General features: G+C 38.9%; 22 protein-coding genes, 2 tRNA genes and 1 pseudogene. 8 read left to right on the plus strand and 17 right to left on the minus strand.

The window, feature by feature from the left end; genetic code table 11:
• Nucleotides 1-97 precede the first annotated feature (97 nt).
• Nucleotides 98-700: an SPOR domain-containing protein gene (locus O1450_RS15385; protein ID WP_269229109.1), complete on the plus strand. Its 603-nt coding sequence runs from the start codon at nt 98-100 to the stop codon at nt 698-700.
• Between the two features lie 61 nt (nt 701-761).
• Here O1450_RS15385 and O1450_RS15390 read toward each other — a convergent pair whose 3' ends face one another.
• The 9 genes from O1450_RS15390 to guaA all read right to left on the minus strand — a co-directional run bounded on the left by O1450_RS15390 (nt 762) and on the right by guaA (nt 7,458).
• The gene (locus O1450_RS15390) at nt 762-1,415 is read right to left on the minus strand and encodes a glutathione S-transferase family protein (RefSeq protein ID WP_269229110.1); all 654 of its coding nucleotides are present in this window, start codon (nt 1,413-1,415) and stop codon (nt 762-764) included.
• 97 nt (nt 1,416-1,512) lie between these two features.
• Nucleotides 1,513-1,911 carry an OsmC family protein gene (locus O1450_RS15395; protein ID WP_269229111.1) on the minus strand — a complete coding sequence of 133 codons (399 nt, stop codon included), beginning with the start codon at nt 1,909-1,911 and terminating at the stop codon, nt 1,513-1,515.
• Nucleotides 1,908-2,855 (minus strand): pirin family protein, encoded by a 948-nt coding sequence (locus tag O1450_RS15400; RefSeq protein ID WP_269229112.1) that lies wholly within the window; start codon nt 2,853-2,855, stop codon nt 1,908-1,910. The genes O1450_RS15395 and O1450_RS15400 overlap by 4 nt, the downstream gene beginning before the upstream one ends.
• A gap of 153 nt (nt 2,856-3,008) precedes the next feature.
• Nucleotides 3,009-3,272 carry a DUF2798 domain-containing protein gene (locus O1450_RS15405; protein ID WP_269229113.1) on the minus strand — a complete coding sequence of 88 codons (264 nt, stop codon included), beginning with the start codon at nt 3,270-3,272 and terminating at the stop codon, nt 3,009-3,011.
• Between the two features lie 17 nt (nt 3,273-3,289).
• Entirely contained in the window at nt 3,290-3,595 is a 306-nt protein-coding gene (locus O1450_RS15410; RefSeq protein WP_269229114.1) for a DUF3861 domain-containing protein, read from the minus strand.
• 23 nt (nt 3,596-3,618) lie between these two features.
• On the minus strand, nt 3,619-4,008 hold the full coding sequence (locus tag O1450_RS15415) for a Fur family transcriptional regulator (protein WP_269229115.1): 390 nt from the start codon (nt 4,006-4,008) through the stop codon (nt 3,619-3,621).
• Nucleotides 4,009-4,022: 14 nt separating this feature from the next.
• On the minus strand, nt 4,023-4,550 hold the full coding sequence (locus O1450_RS15420; RefSeq protein ID WP_269229116.1) for a PadR family transcriptional regulator: 528 nt from the start codon (nt 4,548-4,550) through the stop codon (nt 4,023-4,025).
• A 172-nt stretch (nt 4,551-4,722) separates the two neighbouring features.
• Nucleotides 4,723-5,643 carry a restriction endonuclease gene (locus O1450_RS15425; RefSeq protein WP_269229117.1) on the minus strand — a complete coding sequence of 307 codons (921 nt, stop codon included), beginning with the start codon at nt 5,641-5,643 and terminating at the stop codon, nt 4,723-4,725.
• A 246-nt stretch (nt 5,644-5,889) separates the two neighbouring features.
• Nucleotides 5,890-7,458 (minus strand): glutamine-hydrolyzing GMP synthase, encoded by a 1,569-nt coding sequence (gene guaA, locus O1450_RS15430; RefSeq protein ID WP_269229118.1) that lies wholly within the window; start codon nt 7,456-7,458, stop codon nt 5,890-5,892.
• Nucleotides 7,459-7,899: 441 nt separating this feature from the next.
• Here guaA and O1450_RS15435 point away from each other — a divergent pair, with 441 nt between their 5' ends.
• Entirely contained in the window at nt 7,900-9,126 is a 1,227-nt protein-coding gene (locus O1450_RS15435) for a DUF445 family protein (protein ID WP_269230486.1), read from the plus strand.
• Nucleotides 9,127-9,189: 63 nt separating this feature from the next.
• Here the strand turns inward: O1450_RS15435 and O1450_RS15440 are convergent, their stop codons facing one another.
• Together O1450_RS15440 and O1450_RS15445 are read right to left on the minus strand one after the other, a co-directional pair.
• Nucleotides 9,190-9,549, minus strand: coding sequence for a NirD/YgiW/YdeI family stress tolerance protein (locus O1450_RS15440; RefSeq protein WP_269229119.1), 360 nt, complete (start codon nt 9,547-9,549; stop codon nt 9,190-9,192).
• A gap of 144 nt (nt 9,550-9,693) precedes the next feature.
• Nucleotides 9,694-10,116, minus strand: coding sequence for a DoxX family protein (locus O1450_RS15445; RefSeq protein ID WP_269229120.1), 423 nt, complete (start codon nt 10,114-10,116; stop codon nt 9,694-9,696).
• Nucleotides 10,117-10,352: 236 nt separating this feature from the next.
• On the opposite strand from O1450_RS15445, the gene O1450_RS15450 reads away from it, so the two are divergent.
• Nucleotides 10,353-10,991, plus strand: coding sequence for a DedA family protein (locus O1450_RS15450; protein ID WP_004665252.1), 639 nt, complete (start codon nt 10,353-10,355; stop codon nt 10,989-10,991).
• Between the two features lies 1 nt (nt 10,992).
• On the opposite strand, the gene O1450_RS15455 is transcribed toward O1450_RS15450, so the two are convergent.
• From O1450_RS15455 to O1450_RS15475, 5 genes are all read right to left on the minus strand, one after another.
• Entirely contained in the window at nt 10,993-11,583 is a 591-nt protein-coding gene (locus tag O1450_RS15455) for a threonine transporter RhtB (RefSeq protein WP_269229121.1), read from the minus strand.
• 208 nt (nt 11,584-11,791) lie between these two features.
• Nucleotides 11,792-12,184: a hypothetical protein gene (locus O1450_RS15460; RefSeq protein ID WP_269229122.1), complete on the minus strand. Its 393-nt coding sequence runs from the start codon at nt 12,182-12,184 to the stop codon at nt 11,792-11,794.
• 9 nt (nt 12,185-12,193) lie between these two features.
• A complete protein-coding gene (locus O1450_RS15465; RefSeq protein ID WP_269229123.1) occupies nt 12,194-13,036 on the minus strand; it encodes a ParA family protein in 843 nt (280 codons plus the stop codon).
• A gap of 80 nt (nt 13,037-13,116) precedes the next feature.
• Entirely contained in the window at nt 13,117-13,509 is a 393-nt protein-coding gene (locus tag O1450_RS15470) for a SirB2 family protein (protein ID WP_269229124.1), read from the minus strand.
• 9 nt (nt 13,510-13,518) lie between these two features.
• Complete coding sequence (locus tag O1450_RS15475; RefSeq protein WP_018678399.1) at nt 13,519-13,827, minus strand: BolA family protein; 309 nt, start codon at nt 13,825-13,827, stop codon at nt 13,519-13,521.
• Between the two features lie 191 nt (nt 13,828-14,018).
• Between O1450_RS15475 and O1450_RS15480 the strand changes: the two genes are divergently transcribed.
• The 5 genes and pseudogenes from O1450_RS15480 (at nt 14,019) to O1450_RS15500 (ending at nt 15,666) form a co-directional block, all read left to right on the plus strand.
• Nucleotides 14,019-14,091 (plus strand) — tRNA-Gly (locus O1450_RS15480).
• Between the two features lie 41 nt (nt 14,092-14,132).
• Nucleotides 14,133-14,208: transfer RNA gene (locus tag O1450_RS15485), tRNA-Gly, on the plus strand.
• 193 nt (nt 14,209-14,401) lie between these two features.
• A pseudogene (locus O1450_RS15490) lies at nt 14,402-14,934 on the plus strand (IS5 family transposase); the annotation flags it as partial.
• A complete protein-coding gene (locus O1450_RS15495; RefSeq protein ID WP_269230487.1) occupies nt 14,923-15,342 on the plus strand; it encodes a type II toxin-antitoxin system HipA family toxin in 420 nt (139 codons plus the stop codon). The pseudogene O1450_RS15490 and the gene O1450_RS15495, both read left to right, overlap by 12 nt.
• A gap of 42 nt (nt 15,343-15,384) precedes the next feature.
• Complete coding sequence (locus O1450_RS15500; RefSeq protein ID WP_269229125.1) at nt 15,385-15,666, plus strand: hypothetical protein; 282 nt, start codon at nt 15,385-15,387, stop codon at nt 15,664-15,666.
• 17 nt (nt 15,667-15,683) lie between these two features.
• Here O1450_RS15500 and O1450_RS15505 read toward each other — a convergent pair whose 3' ends face one another.
• Nucleotides 15,684-19,031 (minus strand): DEAD/DEAH box helicase, encoded by a 3,348-nt coding sequence (locus O1450_RS15505; RefSeq protein WP_269229126.1) that lies wholly within the window; start codon nt 19,029-19,031, stop codon nt 15,684-15,686.
• Nucleotides 19,032-19,098: the final 67 nt, after the last annotated feature.

Here is a 19,098-nt window from a genome sequence, read left to right on the forward strand (position 1 = left end):
AAAACAAACAAAGCATTATTTTAAACATAATGCTTTGTTTTTAAGCAGTTTCAAGTTACAAATAACCTAATAGGATTAGGATCAAGAGGAATTTCAGGTGTTTGGAAAAACGCAACGTGGTGTATCTGAACGACCAAACAAGCCCAAAAAACCACTTGTTCCCAAGTGGTTAGGAATGCTTGTCGCAATTCTTGCGATCCTTTGTGCAGGCGTCATGTTAATGCTATGGCAGCCGTGGCAACCCGTCCCCGCAAAGAATCAAGTCACTTCTGAACATTACGAAGAAGACACCAATAAGGACTATCGTTTCTATGACTTGTTACCCCAACAACAAGTCACGCCAATTCCTGAACAGGCTGTCCCTGAAACAAAACAAGAAGGTAATGTTGTGATTATCGAATCACCAAAACCTGAAACAACCACAGCAGACCCAACAACCATCACATCGACTGAAACAACCACACCAGTTCAAGCCAGTTATATCTTACAAGTACGTAGCTATCCAGATCCAGATAGCGCTGATGCACGTCGTGCGGAAATTATTTTGAATGGTTTATCTGCCGATATCATAAAAACCGTTGAGAATGGGCAAACATGGTATCGTGTTTTCTCTGGTCCTTATGATAGCCAAGATGCAGCACTTGCTGCTCAACAAACCTTGCAACACAGTGGTATTGATTCAATTGTAATTAAACGATAAAAATCTTCATGAATGAAAAAAGGGAGAACCCGTTGTTCTCCCTTTTTTCATGTTTGAAAATTTATGCACACTGCGAATGCAAACTTTTTTGCTCAGCGTGCTGAAATGCTGAACGCTGCTGAACACGTTGGACAAAGGCTTGAATATTCGGATATTTACCATGTAAACGTTTTTGGATTGCAATCAGTGGAAATGCCATTTGAATATCTGCAAAAGAAAAGTCTCCCGCGAAATAATCATGTTCTGCCAAATACTGTTCAAGATAGAGAATATGTTCTTTTACACGAGGACGAACAAAACCAGCTTTTATACCATTGGTAATTTTTTCAGCAACAGGGCGAATAACCCACGGAACATGTTTGCTTACATTATTGATGACGAGAGTCATCACCAACAATGGCATAAGAGAGCCTTCTGCATAGTGCATCCAATAGGAATATTGCCGCTGGTCTTTTGCTTGTTCTGGTTTAAATTTTTGCTGCCCATCATACTGCTGTTGCAAATAATCCAAAATAACAGCAGATTCTACAATAACCTCTTCATCATCAACCAGAATTGGTGCTTTTCCTAAAGGATGAATTTGTTTAAGGCTTTCAGGGGCTGCATAACTAGGTGACCTTTGATAATACTCAACTTGGTAATCCACACCAAGTTCTTCTAATGCCCACAGGATACGGAATGAACGTGAGCATTGTAGGTAATGTAAGGTAATCATTTTTGTGCCTGCTTTTTTACTGTGTAACTGCGGTTCTAATCCCTCTCACAGTTACACTTAGAATTATGTTTCGCCCAAGCACAATAGCACTTTAGTCTTAAACAATCACGGTCTGTATGTCTAAACTGCGTAACAAAGTTTTAGTAACTGGTGTTTTGCTACATACATTGAGAAATTTTTCTTGTAAGTCTTGTGAAATCGGTTGTTTAAATATTACTCGACGTTCGATTCGTTCCTGTTGTTCACGATTGGTGTGAAAATCGACTTCTACGCTAAACTGACCCAAATCAATTTGCTTATGCTGTGCATACATGCGTAAGGTAATCATGGTGCATGATGCTAGACTTGCAGTCAGAAAATCATAGGGCGCTGGCCCTGTATCATGACCTCCAAAAGATTCGGGTTTATCGGTTAGAAATTGGTGTGTTCCACTCGTTACTTCCCCTTTCCACGGTTCAGGTAAAGTTAGAACTTTTGCACTTGCGATAATACTCATTTCGATGCCCTCATTTGCTCAGGCAGTACAGGTGCTTCGAGACGCTTACCTTGATAATCAGGAATTTCACCAAAACGGGGATCATGATTGACCCAATCTTCTCGTGCTTGCTGTAAATCTTGCATGGTACGTCCAACGAAGTTCCACCACAGCAAAATTGGCGACTCAAACGGTTCACCCCCGATGAGTAACACACGATGACCTTCTGTCAGCTCAACTTCGATTTCAGTCAAGCCTGTTTCCAAGATCACCATATTATCAGCATTTAACTCATGTCCATTAACACGAGCAACACCCTCTAATGCCATAAAGGCATATTCAAATTTTGGATTCAGTGGAATACGGGTTTTCGTATTGGCTTGTGCAGTGAGGTCAACACCGACCAAAGGCGTATGTACTTGAACTGGTGAGGTTGTTTCCAAGAAATCACCGACCAACACGGTAAACTCAACCTGATCCTTACTCACCACAGGCAATTCTGGATAGTGCTCAAATTTAGGATCTATGTTGAGCTTGTCATCTGGCAAAGCAATCCAAAGTTGTGCCGCATGCATTTTAGTTTCAGTCTCAGGTGCAACTTCAGTATGAGAAATTCCATGACCTGCCGTCATTAAATTCACTTGCTTTGGACGAATCAGTTGTTTTGAACCCAGACTATCAGTATGCATCATGGTGCCTTCAATCATCCATGTAAATGTCTGCAAACCAATATGTGGGTGTGGCCCAACATCTAAACCATCTCCCGCAGGGAAACTCACAGGCCCTGCATGATCAAGGAAACACCACGCCCCCACCAAACGCTTCTGACGACTCGGTAAGGCTCGCTTAATGACTGTACCCTTACCAATTTCCGCTGATCTAATCGTAAATTCTTGAATAAACTGATTGATATAAGTTTCACAATCTTTGGAGTTAGAAATATCGTAATCGTTATTATTGCTCATGATATCGCTCTCTTTTACCTATGCTATTGCAATGAGTTGTTTTACTGATCTTAACAATACAATCATCATTCAATATAGTCTTTTGGTAATACGCAGAGTGCTATCAATGAGACAATCTTGCATTTATTTTTCACAATGCATGAACAGGATCAATCAATGTGATGGCATCTCCACAATTAAGCCTGTCAAACGTCTAACCAAAGGTAGAAAAATCAAAACTACAGGATAAGCAATCAACCAAGATAGCATCCAAGCATTTAACCAGTGGCTTATAAAATTTGTGGTTAACCCTAAATTAATCAGCATATTGATCAGTGACAAAGTGCCACTCATTAAACCTGATAGCAATAAAGGCATAATCCAAGCAGCATATTTTGCAGGTAATTTAGTAAAGAAAGTCTTCTTTGTTTGTTGCATGCCATTTGCCCCCACACTCATTCAACCTGTTTCTTTACATGTTGCTTTAGATTCTTCATAAATTGACCGAACTGCGGCAAGAATTCTTCGAATAGTGGATGATCTTTATTTTCCAGCATCACTTCACTAAAAAGTTTTAGCCCCACTGCAAAAGATTTTGTAGTTTGATCATCGAACAACTCGGCTTTTTTCAAACGCTCAACGATCTCAAAAATATCGTCATGATTCCCTGTATAGAACTCTAAACGCTCGGTATAGGTCGAGGCGTGCCCTTTTGCATCTTTTAAATGCTGTACCGTGACATGGTATTGATGTTGTTTCATCATTTGCTCCAATCAATTTTTAATTAAGGATTTTCTTTGATTTCGATCTGCATCAAATCAATTTGAAATTGGGTAAATACGGCTTCTAAGGACTGTAAAAATCGTGCTTGTTTTGCTGTGGTTAAATCTGCACAGCGAATTTGTAGTAATTGATTTTTAGAAACCCTTGGAAGATTAAATTTCGTTTCCGCACGATGAAATTGATAACTCACCAATAAACCTGCCAAGACAAGATCACTCACCACGCGATAGATGGTTGCCAAACTTAACTGCTGCTTTTGTAGATTTAGACGTTGGTAAATTTGTTTCACGGTGAGGTCATCCGTCTGTTGTGCCAGTAAAGATAAAACTGCCATGCGTGGATGCGTCACTCGTAATCCTGCCTGTTTAATTTTCTGCTGTAGCGCTAACATCCTTCGCCCCCAACTTATAAACGTCCAATCGCAATTGCGGCTTGATCAATCTTTTCAGCAATTTGATAAATTTGTTCTTGCTGTAGATCAGCAATACTGAGTTTTAATCGTAATGCTGTTTTTAGATTTTCCATTGCTCGATGGATCTCTATCAGTTGATCGTTGTTATGAATTTCACGTCGAATCCGTAGTTTTTCCAACAAAGCGGTCAGCATTTCCTGCTGATCTTTTAGATAAGTCTCGCCATATTCAGTGACTTGGTATTGCTTACGTTCGGCATCCAGTAAAGAAATACAGTTCATTTCTTCTAAGCTAGTCAGTGTTGGATAAATTGTTCCTGCACTTGGTGTATAGCCATCACCGACTAAATCACTAATTTCTTTAATAATTTCATAGCCATGTTTAGGATTTTGCTGAATTAAATGCAGAACTAACAGTTTCATACGTCCTGATTCAAATAAACGTCCACGGCGCCCTGTACGGTGATGCTCTCGATGGTGTGTATCATGTTCATTTTCACGATGATCTGATTGATGTCTCATCTTTATTTTTCTCATACTGCTTAATTTATGATAAATAAGATATATCTTAATTATTCTTATGGCAAGTTAAGATATCTTTTTAAATTTTATAATTTTGATATTTAATGATTTATTAATTTTTTATAGAGAAATTTTATAAAGTTAAGTAATAAAAAAGAGCGACTGAGCGCTCTTAAAAACTATCTTCATCAAACCGATCTTGATCTATTTTATAAATATAAAAACTTCGCTCAACTTGCACACCTAAACCGAACTCGATCATTAAAGAAGTTAGCTTTTCTCCATCAATTAAGACAATTCCAGATTTTTTTGCAGATTCGACTGCTTCTTTGCTAAAACTTGAGGTCGTAATAAATACACCTTTCTTAGCAACCTGATCGGCTAATGCACCTTTGAACTGTTGTATATTTGGGCGACCAACGGTATCTTCCCAGCGCTTTGCTTGAATATAAATTTTGTCTAAACCCAAACGATCTTCACTGATGATTCCATCAATACCACCATCACTTGTTTTACCTATTGCTTGTGCAGCATCTTGATGTGAACCCCCATAACCCATAGCAACAAGCAAATCTACAACTAATCTTTCAAAAAACTGCGGAGAATTGCCTTTAATTAAATTTAATAGCTCAATTTTCAAATCATCATTTAATATTTTAGCTTGCTGAGAAATAATTTCTGGGGGTGTTAACTCTTCAGAGTCTTCATCATCTTTTTGCGTGCTTTCATTTCTTTGTTCTTTTCTATCTTTTGTATTTATTTTTCTAAATTCACTAAAAGTATCAAATTGAGATAGATATTGAGCATCTATTTTTTTAATTTTACTTAGATCCAAACTTTTCCCTAAATTAGACAGATTAAAATGCGCTCGTTTAGGATAATCAATTAATCCAGCTTTCTTTAAATAAGTCTTGGCCCATTGCAAACGATAAAATATAACATTTCGCCCATCTTCCATTGTTTCATTTCGATCTTCTTCTGAACATTTTAATTCTTGAAGTAGTATTTCATAAGCTTCTTTTAAACTATAAGTCACATCATGTGATTGCATAATACGGAGCAAAGGCAGCATCAAATCATAATGTGTATACATATAAACCCAAAATAAAATACTAATTTTTAAAACAGTATAAAAGAAAAAGAGCGCCTAAGCGCTCTTTTAAGAGTAATTTTCTAGGGCACTGCCAAGAACACCTTACGCATCATTTTTAAAGTTTCATTTTAAAACTCATTCATGGCATAAAACTGGCACTAGGCTTCGTTTCTTGAAATCCTACTGCCGCGGGCACAGCTCTTGGCGTAAATTTGGCAAGCAGCGTTGCTGTTTGAAACCCCAGTTTTACTCCCACTCAATCGTTGCTGGTGGCTTAGATGACACATCATACACCACACGTGAAACATCTTTGATTTCATTCATGATACGCGTTGAGATTTTATCAACTAAGTCATACGGTAAATGAGCGAAACGCGCTGTCATAAAGTCAACCGTTTCAACCGCACGAAGCGCAATCACCCATGCATAACGGCGACCATCACCAACAACACCCACAGATTTTACAGGTTGGAATACTGCAAATGCTTGCGCAGTTTTATCATACCAACCGCTTGCACGAAGCTCTTGCATAAAGATGTCATCAGCAAGACGTAGAATATCAGCATATTCCTTTTTCACTTCACCCAAAATACGCACACCCAAACCTGGACCTGGGAATGGATGACGATAAAGCATTTCGAATGGAAGACCGAGTGTCGTTCCTAAACGGCGTACTTCATCTTTAAACAAATCACGAATCGGCTCAACCAATTCAAAAGCTAAATCTTCTGGTAAACCACCGACGTTATGGTGTGATTTAATCACATGTGCTTTACCATTTTTAGTGGCAGCAGATTCGATCACATCTGGGTAAATCGTACCTTGAGCAAGGAAATTTACGCCATCAAGTTTACGTGCTTCTTCAGCAAATACTTCGATGAATTCACGACCAATAATTTTACGTTTCTTCTCAGGATCAACTTCACCCGCTAACGCCGTTAAGAAACGCTGTTCAGCATCGGCACGAATCACACGGATGCCCATGTTTTTTGCAAACATGTCCATCACTTGTTCACCTTCGTTTAAACGAAGCAAACCATTGTCTACAAATACGCAAGTCAACTGATCGCCAATCGCACGGTGTAAAAGTGCAGCAACAACAGAAGAATCAACACCACCTGAAAGACCTAACAAAACTTTTTGATCACCAATTTGCTCACGTAATTGTTCAACACGCAAGTCGATGATGTTTTCAGAGTTCCAAAGATTGCGGCATCCGCAAATCCCATGCACAAAGTTCGATAATAACTCTGCACCTTTCGCTGTATGTGTCACTTCAGGATGGAATTGAACACCATAGAAACGGCGTGTTTCATCACTTACCGCAGCAAATGGACAGCTTGGTGTACTTGCAGTAACAGAGAAACCTTCTGGAATCACACTGACTTTATCGCCATGACTCATCCAAACATTAAGCTTGTCGTCACCATCATTGAGATCACCCAACAATTGATCACGAACCAATACATCAACAGCAGCATAACCAAATTCATGTACTGTACCTGGTTCTACTTTACCACCAAGCTGTTCAGACATGGTTTGTAAACCATAGCAAATACCTAAAACAGGTACGCCTAATTCAAATACCAACTGCGGTGCGCGTGGACTACCTTCTTCATGTACGCTTTCAGGGCCACCTGACAAAATAATCCCATTCGGATTAAATGCACGAATATCTTCTTCAGACATATCGTATGCATACATTTCAGAGTAGACACCTGCTTCACGCACACGACGTGCAATCAGCTGGCTATATTGAGAGCCGAAATCCAGAATAAGGATGCGATCTTCAGTAATTTGAGTATTGGTCGTCATGGCTAATCAGAAAGGCAAATGAATTAAGCGCCATATTCTAACATTTTTCACGCTTTGGCGCATCGCAATTCATCATCTATCTTATTTTTTAACTTTTATCACCAATCATGACTGATATTTAAACTAAAATTTCATAAAATGATGCCTAAAAAGAGTGTTAAATCAACTCTTCTTGGCGATTCTGATCAACAAAAAATAGAATTTGGTGCTAAGATGATGAGCCGAAAAGATGCATGACCACGGAAAGGTATGCTGTCGGCATCATCGTTTCCTTTTTGTGCGACTGCACTATCCTTGGAAAGAGGAAAATAAAAAGGTAACTAAAAGCCTAAAAGATATTGGCTCAGTCAATATTGTAAAATATTTCACTATCATCTATGGCTTGCCCTATAACGAGCAACAATTAGGACTTGAAGGACCAATAAAATAATGTTTCAAGAAATGATTGCGGATTTTCAACAGAATTTCTGGTTATATATTTCAATCCCGTTTATTAGTGGCTTTATTGGCTATGTAACCAAAGTTATTGCCATTCAAATGATGTTTGCACCACTTGAATTTAAGGGACTAAGATTATTTGGTCTTCCAATCGGATGGCAAGGCATCGTCCCTCGCAAAGCTGAAAAAATGGCGACCATAGCCGTTGAGTTAATGACCTCAAAGTTAATTCAGCCACAAGAAATTTTTGCCAGACTAGATCCGAAAAGGATTGCTCAAGAAATTGAAAAACCACTAATGGCTGCCGCTGAAGACATTACCCGTGAAGTTGCACAACAATATCAACCGGGTTTATGGGAAGGTATGCCTGAGTTCGCACGAAAGAAATTAATTAAGCGAGTTCAAGCCAAAGCCCCTGAGATTGTTGAACATATCATGGGCGAAGTGCAAAAAGATGTCATCAAATACTTTGACATCAAACACATGGTGATTAGCAATCTCCTCAAAGATAAGCGTCTTCTCAACGAAATTTTCAAAAAAGTTGGCAAACAAGAGTTTAAATTCTTTAGTAACGTCGGTTTTGTCTTTGGCTTCGCTATTGGTGTGGTGCAAATGTTGTGTTGGGTAGTCACTCAAGGAAAATATCCTTGGATGCTGCCAATGTTTGGTGGATTTGTTGGCTTTTTCAGTGACTGGATGGCTTTACAAATGATGTTTAGACCACTGTATCCCAAAAAGGTATTGGGTTATACGTGGCAAGGTTTATTCATCAAACGTCAAAATGAAGTTGCAGCTGATTATGCAGCCTTAATTTCCAAGCAATTGCTTACATCACGCAATATGATGGAAGAACTTTTTTCTGGAACCAATTCAGATAAAGTGATCGAACTCGTCAGCCGCCATGTCAAACAAGAAATTGACCTACAGGCAGGTATTGTTCGTCCATTGGTTGTTTATGCGATTGGTGGTGAAAAATATCAAAATCTGAAAGCAGAAGTTGCTGAGCGTATTTTAAAACAACTCCCAGAAACGATGCGCTATGTAGAGTCTTATGCCGAAGATGCCATGGATGTTCGCACGACCTTAGTCGAACGAATGCAAAAATTAAGTCCTGAAGAATTTGAAGGCATGCTCCGCCCTGCATTTAAAGAAGATGAATGGTCATTGATCATTGTTGGCGCAGTACTAGGTTTCCTTGTTGGGGAAATGCAAATTCACTTTATGCTCTAAAGCAATACCATCAAAATCAAACAAGGAAGCTTCAGCTTCCTTGTTTTTTTATGACTAGTGCATCTACTTTTCAATTTTGATCACTTCAATGTCAGTGGGTTTATAGCGGTGGGTATCCACCTCTCCCACTAGCCGAACATGATCACCGACTTTCAAGCCTGCTTTACGCCAAATATCATCATCAACTTCAATGCCAATCGTGCCACTCTGATCTTTAAATTCGTAATGATCACTTCGCAAATGTTTCGTAATTTGACCTGTTAAAGTAACACCTGTTTCATCAGCCAGTTGAGCAATCTGATTCACCGTTATCACATTTTTTGCTGCTTCTTGCACAAGCACGTGATCATCTTTTCCTGCCCATGTGAACGTTGACAATCCTGTTAACATGACGATCCCACAACTGACTAGGATTTTTTTCATCGTACTTCCCTCATGGTTTTAACATCTTATTATCTAAACAGAAATAAGCCCTTGCTTCGGCTTCTGTTTGTAATTAAGCATTAACTTTATCTGTATAAAAACCGATCCCCACTCATTGACGTGGGGATTGTTTTAAATGGCTCATTATTTCTCAATCACATGATCTAAGCTCAAACGACCAGCACCATGCAACATTAAATAAAATAAACCACCAGACATAGCTAAGTTTTTCATAAAGTTGATTTGTTGCATTTGATCATCTGCGCCATGGAAAATGAATGCGGTAATAATGCTAAAGATACCTAAACCAAATGCAGCTAAACGAGCTTGAAAACCAAATAACAGCGCAAGTCCACCACCAAACTCAACCAAAATAGTTACTGGTAACAATGCCGCAGGCACACCCATCGATTCCATATAACCCGCTGTAGCGCCATAAGCGCTGAGCTTGCCCCATCCTGCAATAATAAAAATATAGGCCATTAGGATCCGTGCAACAAGCGTAACGATATTTTCTACACCTGACTGCGTTACGATATTTTTTAAGATAACATTTGGATTAAACATAATTGATTCCACACTAGTTGTTTTTTAATATAGAAACAGTTTATGTGTGTTTTATTTTGCAATAAACATTATATTAGTTAATGCATCGTTCTATATTTGCAACAAATATTGTTATTCCAAATCAAAATTAATCATGTCGCTACTCAATCAATGTTACCAATTAAATTGGTTTTTATACTGACATTCTATAGTTGCACTGCTAGGATTTAGCTCAAATTTATACTGTTAACAGCTTCATGGAACTTATTGATTTTATTCTGCACGTTGATGAACACCTTTTAGAATTCATTACCAATTATGGCGTATGGATTTATGCCATTTTATTTTTAATTATCTTCGTTGAAACAGGCCTCGTAGTGATGCCTTTTTTACCTGGAGATAGCTTATTATTTGCTGCGGGTGCACTAGCAGCATCAACTGGTGCGATGGATCCGTGGGTGCTCGGTATTTTATTATTTATTGCCGCAGTATTAGGTGATACCGTAAATTACCATATTGGGCGTTATATCGGCCCGCGTGTATTCGAAATGAATTCACGATTCATCAATCAACAACATTTACTTAAAACACAGCAGTTCTTCCAACGTCATGGCGGTAAAACTATTATTTTTGCCCGCTTTGTTCCGTTTGCACGTACCTTTGCACCATTTGTCGCAGGTGCAGGCAGTATGAATTATAAATTTTTCCTCACCTATAACGTAATTGGTGCTTTTTGTTGGATCGCATCATTTATTACGTTAGGTTATATCTTTGGTAATATGCCAATCGTTAAAGATAATTTCACCTATTTAATTTTTGGCATTATTATCATCAGTATCTTGCCGGGCGTTATTGGTTTTGTTCGGCAAAAACTCAATGAGCGTAAAGCTCAATAAATTAAAATAATCGAAAAATCATTGGCAACATACAGATCAGTAATAACATTGCCGACCCTTTATATAAATGGTCGGCTGTAATTCCATTAAAACTCCCAACCAGAAGTGCTCGTCCGAAGTACATCCAAAAAACACTTACAGGGATTAAGATCACACTAAAAATCGCAAAAACTAGCACTGCATTTTCAACCGAAGTCCACGTTTCAACAGGAAAAATACCTGCCGCTAAAAGCACTGTTTTTGGATTTTTTAAAGTCGCGCTAAATAATTTTGTCTTACGTATCTTCTGATGGCGTTGATCATATTTTTGCAAATGCGCACTTTTCCAAAGATGAAATGCCATCCAAAGTACCAATGCTAAACTCACCGTATGTAAAATCAGATCTAAAGCTGGCCAAATCGGCTCAAAAAGATGAATAAATAATGCCCACAAACTTATGCCATATACATATCCCAACCATTCAATTGGAATGAAGATTATCGTCTTAAAAGCCCCTTGTTGATGAGTTGCACTGGCGAGCAATGCATTGGTTGGACCTGGAATAAGTAACACCGCCAACATCGCCAAAACAAAAAACCAACTGTCAATCATAAAGATACCGAACCACTATGTAGGTCGCCACCTTAAACGAATTTGAAGCAAAAAAACAAATTTAGGGGAGAAAATTAGGCTATAAAAATTAAAGAAATGAATATAAAGATTACTAAGATATTGTTTTATATATTTTTATATTGAAACATTTTGCTAAAATTTAGTTATTTATCACTGTAATAAATTACAGTGATAAATAAATTTCAACTTATGACTTTGAACGTGGCTTGACCACAATTGCACAACCTTTGAACTGTGCAGCTTGGACAATTGCATCTTGCTGACCGAGTAGGTTGGCAAGTTCAGTATTCTTGGTATTCATCGACTGCCCCATATTGACAGAGATTGTTGGGGAAATTCCCCAGCCGCCACCTCTCGCCCAACCGCCGCCGAGCCCAACACCGACACCCACCCCAGTACGCTTAGGTGTCTGCACACCATTATCGATGTATTGTTGAACACGATTATATTCAGCTTGCAACTGTTGGCAGTTTAAAGCTTGGTACTGAGTTGGTGAAACATAAGACGGCTTAACCGTTGATGCGCAAGCACCTAATAACATACTGAGTGCTAACACAGGCATCCAATATAAGCGTTTCATAAGATTCTCTTATTTTTTTGATTCAATCTCACCAAATAAAGTGACGTAAGCTAAGGTCAACTTATGTTCTGATGCCAAGTGAATCAAGGGTAAATTCTTTTGATGTGATTCTTTCATCAACACGGATGGCGGTAACATGCTTGCTAAAACAGGTAAACCTTCATCTTTTAATTGTTGAACCACTTCACGCGGTAATTTTGCCTGAGATTGGAATTGATTCACGACGATTCCCTCAATCTCCAAGCGATCATTATGATCATCTTGGGTTTCGAGTACATTTTCAATCAAAGTTTGTAACGCACGTTTCGAAAACACATCACAGTCAAATGGAATCAAGACACGATCTGCGGAAATTAATGCCGACAAGGTAAAGAAATTAAATGCGGGCGGTGTATCAATGAAAATACGATCATAACGCGCACTGAGTGACTGAATCGAATCACGCAATTTATAGATTTTATGTTTGCTTTCTAAAGCATGTTCTAGCGCGCCAAGGCTTGGGCTGGCAGGAATCACATCTAGATTTTCAAAAGATGTCCGATGAACATAACTCTCTAAACCTTTGCCTCGTGGTGCTTTTAGGATCGAGCCGATGGCATTGCTAATTAATCCCTTCTGCTGCGTGCTGCCTAAAATATCATCAAAGAAATTTTCAATGTTTGGCTCTAATGCTGCTTTGTCAGCAGAATATGTTGCATCTTCACCTAAAAGGTATTGGCTTGAATTTGCTTGTGGATCAAGATCAATCACCAAAGTTCTTAAACCTTGCTTAGCACTAATTGCAGCTAAGTTGACTGTAATACTTGATTTCCCTACACCACCTTTTTGGTTAAACACCACACGAGTTAACATGATTTCCCTCTACAAGATTTTTGTAAACTGCACGCAGTTTAACTTAGTGCCAAAACAATTACTAAAACAATGTCAAACAATTACGCAAAAACAGGTTTAATGATGACTAAGCCAATAATACCAACTAATGCCACTGTACCGACCAACAAACCTGCACGGCGCTGTTGTAACAACACGCTGTTGTCTTTTTTATAAATTTTGATTAAAGATGACCAAAGTACAAAAAAGAGAATCACTTTGGCATAAAACCAAGGTGCTACCTCAAAGTTCTTCATCACAACTAAAATAGCCCCTGTCAAAATAATCAGGGTCAGCGACAAATGTTGTAAACCGACGAGACCTTTAAAACCTTTTGGATTGGGTTGTTGGTTTTGTACACCGATAAATAAAGTCGCTGCACGAAGAACAAAAGCAATGATCAACAAGCTCACTGCGGACATATGAATAATTTTGGTGAGTAAATGTGCGTCCATGATCAATCCTTAACTTTTAGGTGCATGCGCGCATTCAGGACTGGCTGGCGCTTGCCCTTGCCATTCACTTGCCACATAAGCATGAATCGCTAAAGCATGGATTTTCCCAGGATTCATTAACTCAGTCGCAACAGCATAGATTTTTTGATGACGCTGTACCAAACGTAAGCCCTGAAATTCATCACTCACCACAATCACTTTAAAGTGTGATTCTTTACCAGGAAAATAACCACCATGCCCTGCCGACTCATTGATAACTTCAAGATGGGTAGGTGCTAAAGTTTGCAAACGTTCAATCAACTGTTGTTCTAAGTTCATCAGTCACTCTATTAAGGTCAGATTGAGATAGCCCATTAGTATACATGACCCGACCTCTAGAGAAAATTTTGTACAAAATTTTGCCTTTCCGCTTTTTAAAAGCGTAGAAATGCTTTTATTTTATGCAATTAATCATTTTCTTTGCATAAAATTATTGACCCTATTTTTGCATAATGTATTATACACGGCATGCGGGAATAGCTCAGTTGGTAGAGCATAACCTTGCCAAGGTTGGGGTCGGGAGTTCGAGTCTCCTTTCCCGCTCAAATTTTTTAGTGTAAGTTTTAGTAAAAACTGCTCAATAAGCGGGAATAGCTCAGTTGGTAGAGCATAACCTTGCCAAGGTTGGGGTCGGGAGTTCGAGTCTCCTTTCCCGCTCCAGATTCAAAAAAACCCTAATCGAAAGATTAGGGTTTTTTTCTTTTTGATTATTAATAATATTTTTTCTAAAACCTATATATTTTAGCTTTATAAGAAGCCCTAAGAATTTTTAAATAACGTGTTTTTTATACAAGTACGTGGCTTTGTTGCACAAAACTATTCTTGAAGGCTTCATCAACAATATAATTTCTAGATGAAGAAGCCTGCACCTAAAATCTACCGTACAACCAATTGGTCCTCGTATAACCAAGCTTTAATCAAGCGAGGAAATATTTCAATCTGGTTTGATCCTAAGACCCAATGGTATGCACAGCCACAAGGCAAATACGGACGAAATCAAACTTATTCCGATACAGCGATTCAATACTGTTTAATGATCAAATCTCTATTCCATCTTTCTTTACGCATGGTCACTGGCTTTGCTCAAAGCCTGATTAAACGCTGTGGTTTGAATTGGACAGCACCAGATTACTCCACCCTCTGTAGACGACAACAGCATATTGATATTGCGATAAGCTATCAGAAAAGTCGTGATGGGTTACACCTACTCGTCGACTCTACAGGGTTAAAATTTTTAGGTGAAGGCGAACGGAAGCGTAAGAAACATCAACCTGAATATCGTCGCCAATGGCGCAAACTTCATATCAAATACGAGCAGTTCAGCTCACAACAAACAATGTGGCAACGGAAACGACTCTACTCGGGGACTGGATTATCAAAACTCCTTCTTCCAGACATGCTTTTGTTGCGCTAAATGAATATTCTATGATGCCCCTTGCCAAAACGGTCGGAATAGATGTCCCTGAGATTCGCTTAGTGGATATGGCAATTTTACAAGACCTTCCACCATTAAATTTACCCCAAGAGCAATATGCTTTCGCAATCAAAAGATTTGATAGAGAGAGTACTGCTGATACTACAGAGCTTATTCACATCGAAGATTTTGCTCAGATCTTCAGCGCATATCCACATCAGAAATATAGCACCACAAATTATGAGCAGATAGGAAAGATCATTTATCAATTTTCAGATAAAAAAATTATTGATATTCAGCAATTTGCTAGCCGTTTACTCATAAATATTTTACTCGCCAATGGAGATGCACATTTAAAGAACTGGAATATAATTTATTAAGATAAAAGTGCACCAAGATTATCACCCGCATACGATATATTAATGACTAGTGTATATATTGAAAATGAGCATCATTTCGCATTAAATCTTGCCAAAAATAAAGATTGGTATCTAGCTGAGATAAAGCATTTTAAGCAATGGGCAGAAAAAGTAGGCGTTCCATGGCGTATCATCGAGAAGCAACTTCACGATATTATGGATAATGCTCGACCATTATGGCCAGCGCTATTACTAGACTTACCTATAACTTCCGCTCATAAAGAAAAATTAAGAGCACATTGGGAAAAATTTCATCCAGACTTTCTGATACTTACAGATGATTAGGGCAACCAGTAACAAGACTAAAATTTTTCAAACAAGTTCATCACGTCATTTTCCGTCAGTTTCACTTCGCCTTCATGATCTGTACTTAGAATAGAGTGTGCCAGTTTTGCTTTATTTTGCTGTAAGGCAAGAATTTTTTCTTCTATGCTTTTATTGGTAATCAGCTTATACACAAATACCGACTTGTCCTGTCCAATTCGCCATGCACGATCTGAAGCTTGATCTTCAGCAGCAGGGTTCCACCATGGATCATAGTGAATGACTGTATCTGCGGCAGTTAGATTCAGACCGACCCCTCCTGCTTTCAGACTGATTAAAAATACCGACACTTGTCCAGACTGAAATGCTGTAATGACTTCATCTCGCTTTTTGGTCTGCCCAGTCAGCTTCACATAGCCAATTTCTACATGATGGAGCTGTTGCTCAATCAGTTCCAACATTGAGGTAAACTGAGAGAAGATAAGAATTTTTCGCCCCTCTTCCACCATTGGAACGACCATATCCATCAACTGTTCAAGTTTGGCAGAATGTGCCTGCGCGGTTTTCACTGAATCCAGCTTTAGTAAGCTAGGATGGCAGCACACCTGACGTAGCTTCAGTAAGGCATCTAAAATTTGAATTTGACTACGTTTAAAGCCTTTTTCTGCCACAATTTTCTGAATGCTTGCCTGCATCGTGGCGCGAACAGCCTCATATAACTTAGATTGCTGGTCATTCATATCAATATTGACTTCAATCGTGGTTTTTTCTGGCAACTCTTTGACTACGTCAGTTTTCAAGCGACGTAAAATGAAGGGCTTAATCCGGTTGACCAGCTTTTGTCTTAACTGCTGATCACCGCGTTTTTCAATCGGATGACGGTATTTTTTATTAAAAATTTCTTGTGAATATAAGAATCCTGGCATCAGGAAATAAAATAGTGCCCACAGCTCACCCAAATGATTTTCCATCGGGGTACCTGTTAGACACAAACGATGTCGTGCTTTTAATTGCCTTACTACCTGTGCAGCTTTGGCACGCGGATTTTTGATATTCTGCGCCTCATCCAAAATGAGTTGATGATATTCATATTGCTTTAGTTGTTCTTCATCTCTCGCCAGAAGCGGATAGGTGGTTAACACAATGTCATAGTGCGGAATCTGCTCAAAATACTGATGGCGGTCGGCCCCCTGTAGCAGCAATACCTTGAGTTCAGGGGTAAATTTCTCTGCTTCTTTGAACCAGTTATGCATCAGCGATGTGGGTGCAACAATTAGGGCAGGACTGTCATGCAAATATCCAGCCTGTTTTTCCATGAGTAAATGGGCTAAAGTTTGTGCTGTTTTCCCCAAGCCCATATCATCTGCCAGAATCCCGCAATGCTGGGTTTCCCTTAAAAACTGTAACCAGCCTAAACCCTGCTGCTGGTATGGACGCAATTCCCCCTGAAAACCTTGTGGTGTCGGCAGTTGTTGCTGATAGCCTTGTTTGAATTTCTGTACAAATTGTTGCAGACGATCACTGACCTGCCATGTCATCCCAAGATTATGCTGCAATTCTAATAATTGACTCGCATCATAGCGATCAATACTGCGCTCTTCTTGCTGTAAAATGCTCTGCAGATGCAACAATACCGGCTTAATATCCCTAACGGATAAGGCCAAATCAGGTTGATCAACTGCAGTTTTCACGGTGAAAATTTGACTGTCATGCAGATGAATAAAAGTCCGCGGATCAAGTAAATCAGGATTTACTCGCACCAAAGCTACGAGCGCATCAAGCAAATTATAAGAATTGCCTGCACTGTCTTGAACCGTCGCACCGATATTGAACCAGTCCTGCTGACCTTCAGATTCAGTGATAGAAATATTTAAATTTTCAACATATTGCACATTAAAAGGGCTGTTCTCCAGATGCTCTATCTGCCAGCCCATCAGCTCAATTTGATTGATGGGCATCAGCTGTTTGATCCAGTCTCCATAGAAAGCAAAAACCATAGAATCAAGACGTTGTTTATCCAATTTTAATTGCTGGTCATAACTAAAATCTTTCACCCACTTCAGTGATTCGACCAATAGCTGTAAACGCTGGATTGACTGTTGTTCCTGAACTAAGTCCCGAAGCTGTCGCACCATTTTACCATGCTGTTCACCAATAAAACTGTCACCTGATGTACCTGCTTTAATTCGCCCACCTGCATAGGAGAATTCAATTTCAGCACAAACAGACTCTTCCCATTTCCAATCAAATTTATCTAAAACACCGAAGCGTAAAATTGGCTGGGGACTACCCTTAATGACATCAATATGCTGAATAGACTCGGGCTGAGGCAATTTTTTCACCTCTGAATATTGATGAGTCAGTTGCTCAAACTCTGGAAAGAGCATAGTTGGAAGATCAGGCATCTGTAAAAAATGGTACAGAAGATTTGCCGTATATTCACCATATAACTGGCCCACCGTGTTCTGTTGAATATCCACATAACATGGTGGATGGCTCGCGAGAATCTGAATATGTGGATTTGATTTTAAATCGAGTCGAATATCACCATTGACCAATTCAATGTTTAAATGCTCTGTCTGTTTGTTTAGACCTTGTTGCCAGATCAGTTCGATGTGATAGCCTTGTTCTGACCATTGAAGTGCAGCATGGCTCTTTTTTTTCCAGTACACATCGCCACTTTGAATAAAAGATTTGAAATGCTCCAATAAAATGCTTGAGATATCAAGATTGCTTTGATAAAAGCGTTCGTCGCTGTTTATTTTGGCGTAATAATAAATCTGGTTAAATAATTGTCGTTTTTGTTCAGGTAAAGTCAGATGCTTTCTGGTGATATTTTCATATTGGGTATAATAACTTTCCCCTGCAATTGAGCCGTTTTTATTGCGTCTAGCCTTCTGAACATCAACTGTCAATTTCTTTAAGCTGACAGACTGATCTAGCAGGTAAATTAAATAATTGTTTGTTTTGACAGATTGCTCAGGTTCAGTCTGTTGTAAATACCGTTTAAAATCATTCAACCAGCGCTGCGCCTGATCATCCCCCCATTGGCGTTTTGCGATTCCTTGCGGAGATTGAGATTCAGCATAACGCTGTTGAAATTCCTGACGATATTCTTGAAAGAATAACCGCGCTAAAGCAGCAGCATGTTTACAGTTATATCCAACCGGACAAGTGCAGTCGTCATCGATTAAACGGTCTTTTTGGGGATTATAGGTAATCGCAGTATCATAATAATCTGTCCCTTCAATTTGGGCATACATGGTGACACCATCTTTTTCCTCAAAGAACTCAATCGTTTCCCTATCAATGTGTTTAGCATAGCTAAGACTACGCTGAATAGTTGCAGTACTAAAGCGAGATAGAAAATTGATCAATGAGGACATAATTACTAGAGACTAAAAATATTTATACAATTATAACGGACAAAGCTGTCATTTCAGAACAGTAGGG

This window comes from Acinetobacter sp. TR11 (genome assembly GCF_027105035.1).
Classification (GTDB): Bacteria; Pseudomonadota; Gammaproteobacteria; order Pseudomonadales; family Moraxellaceae; genus Acinetobacter.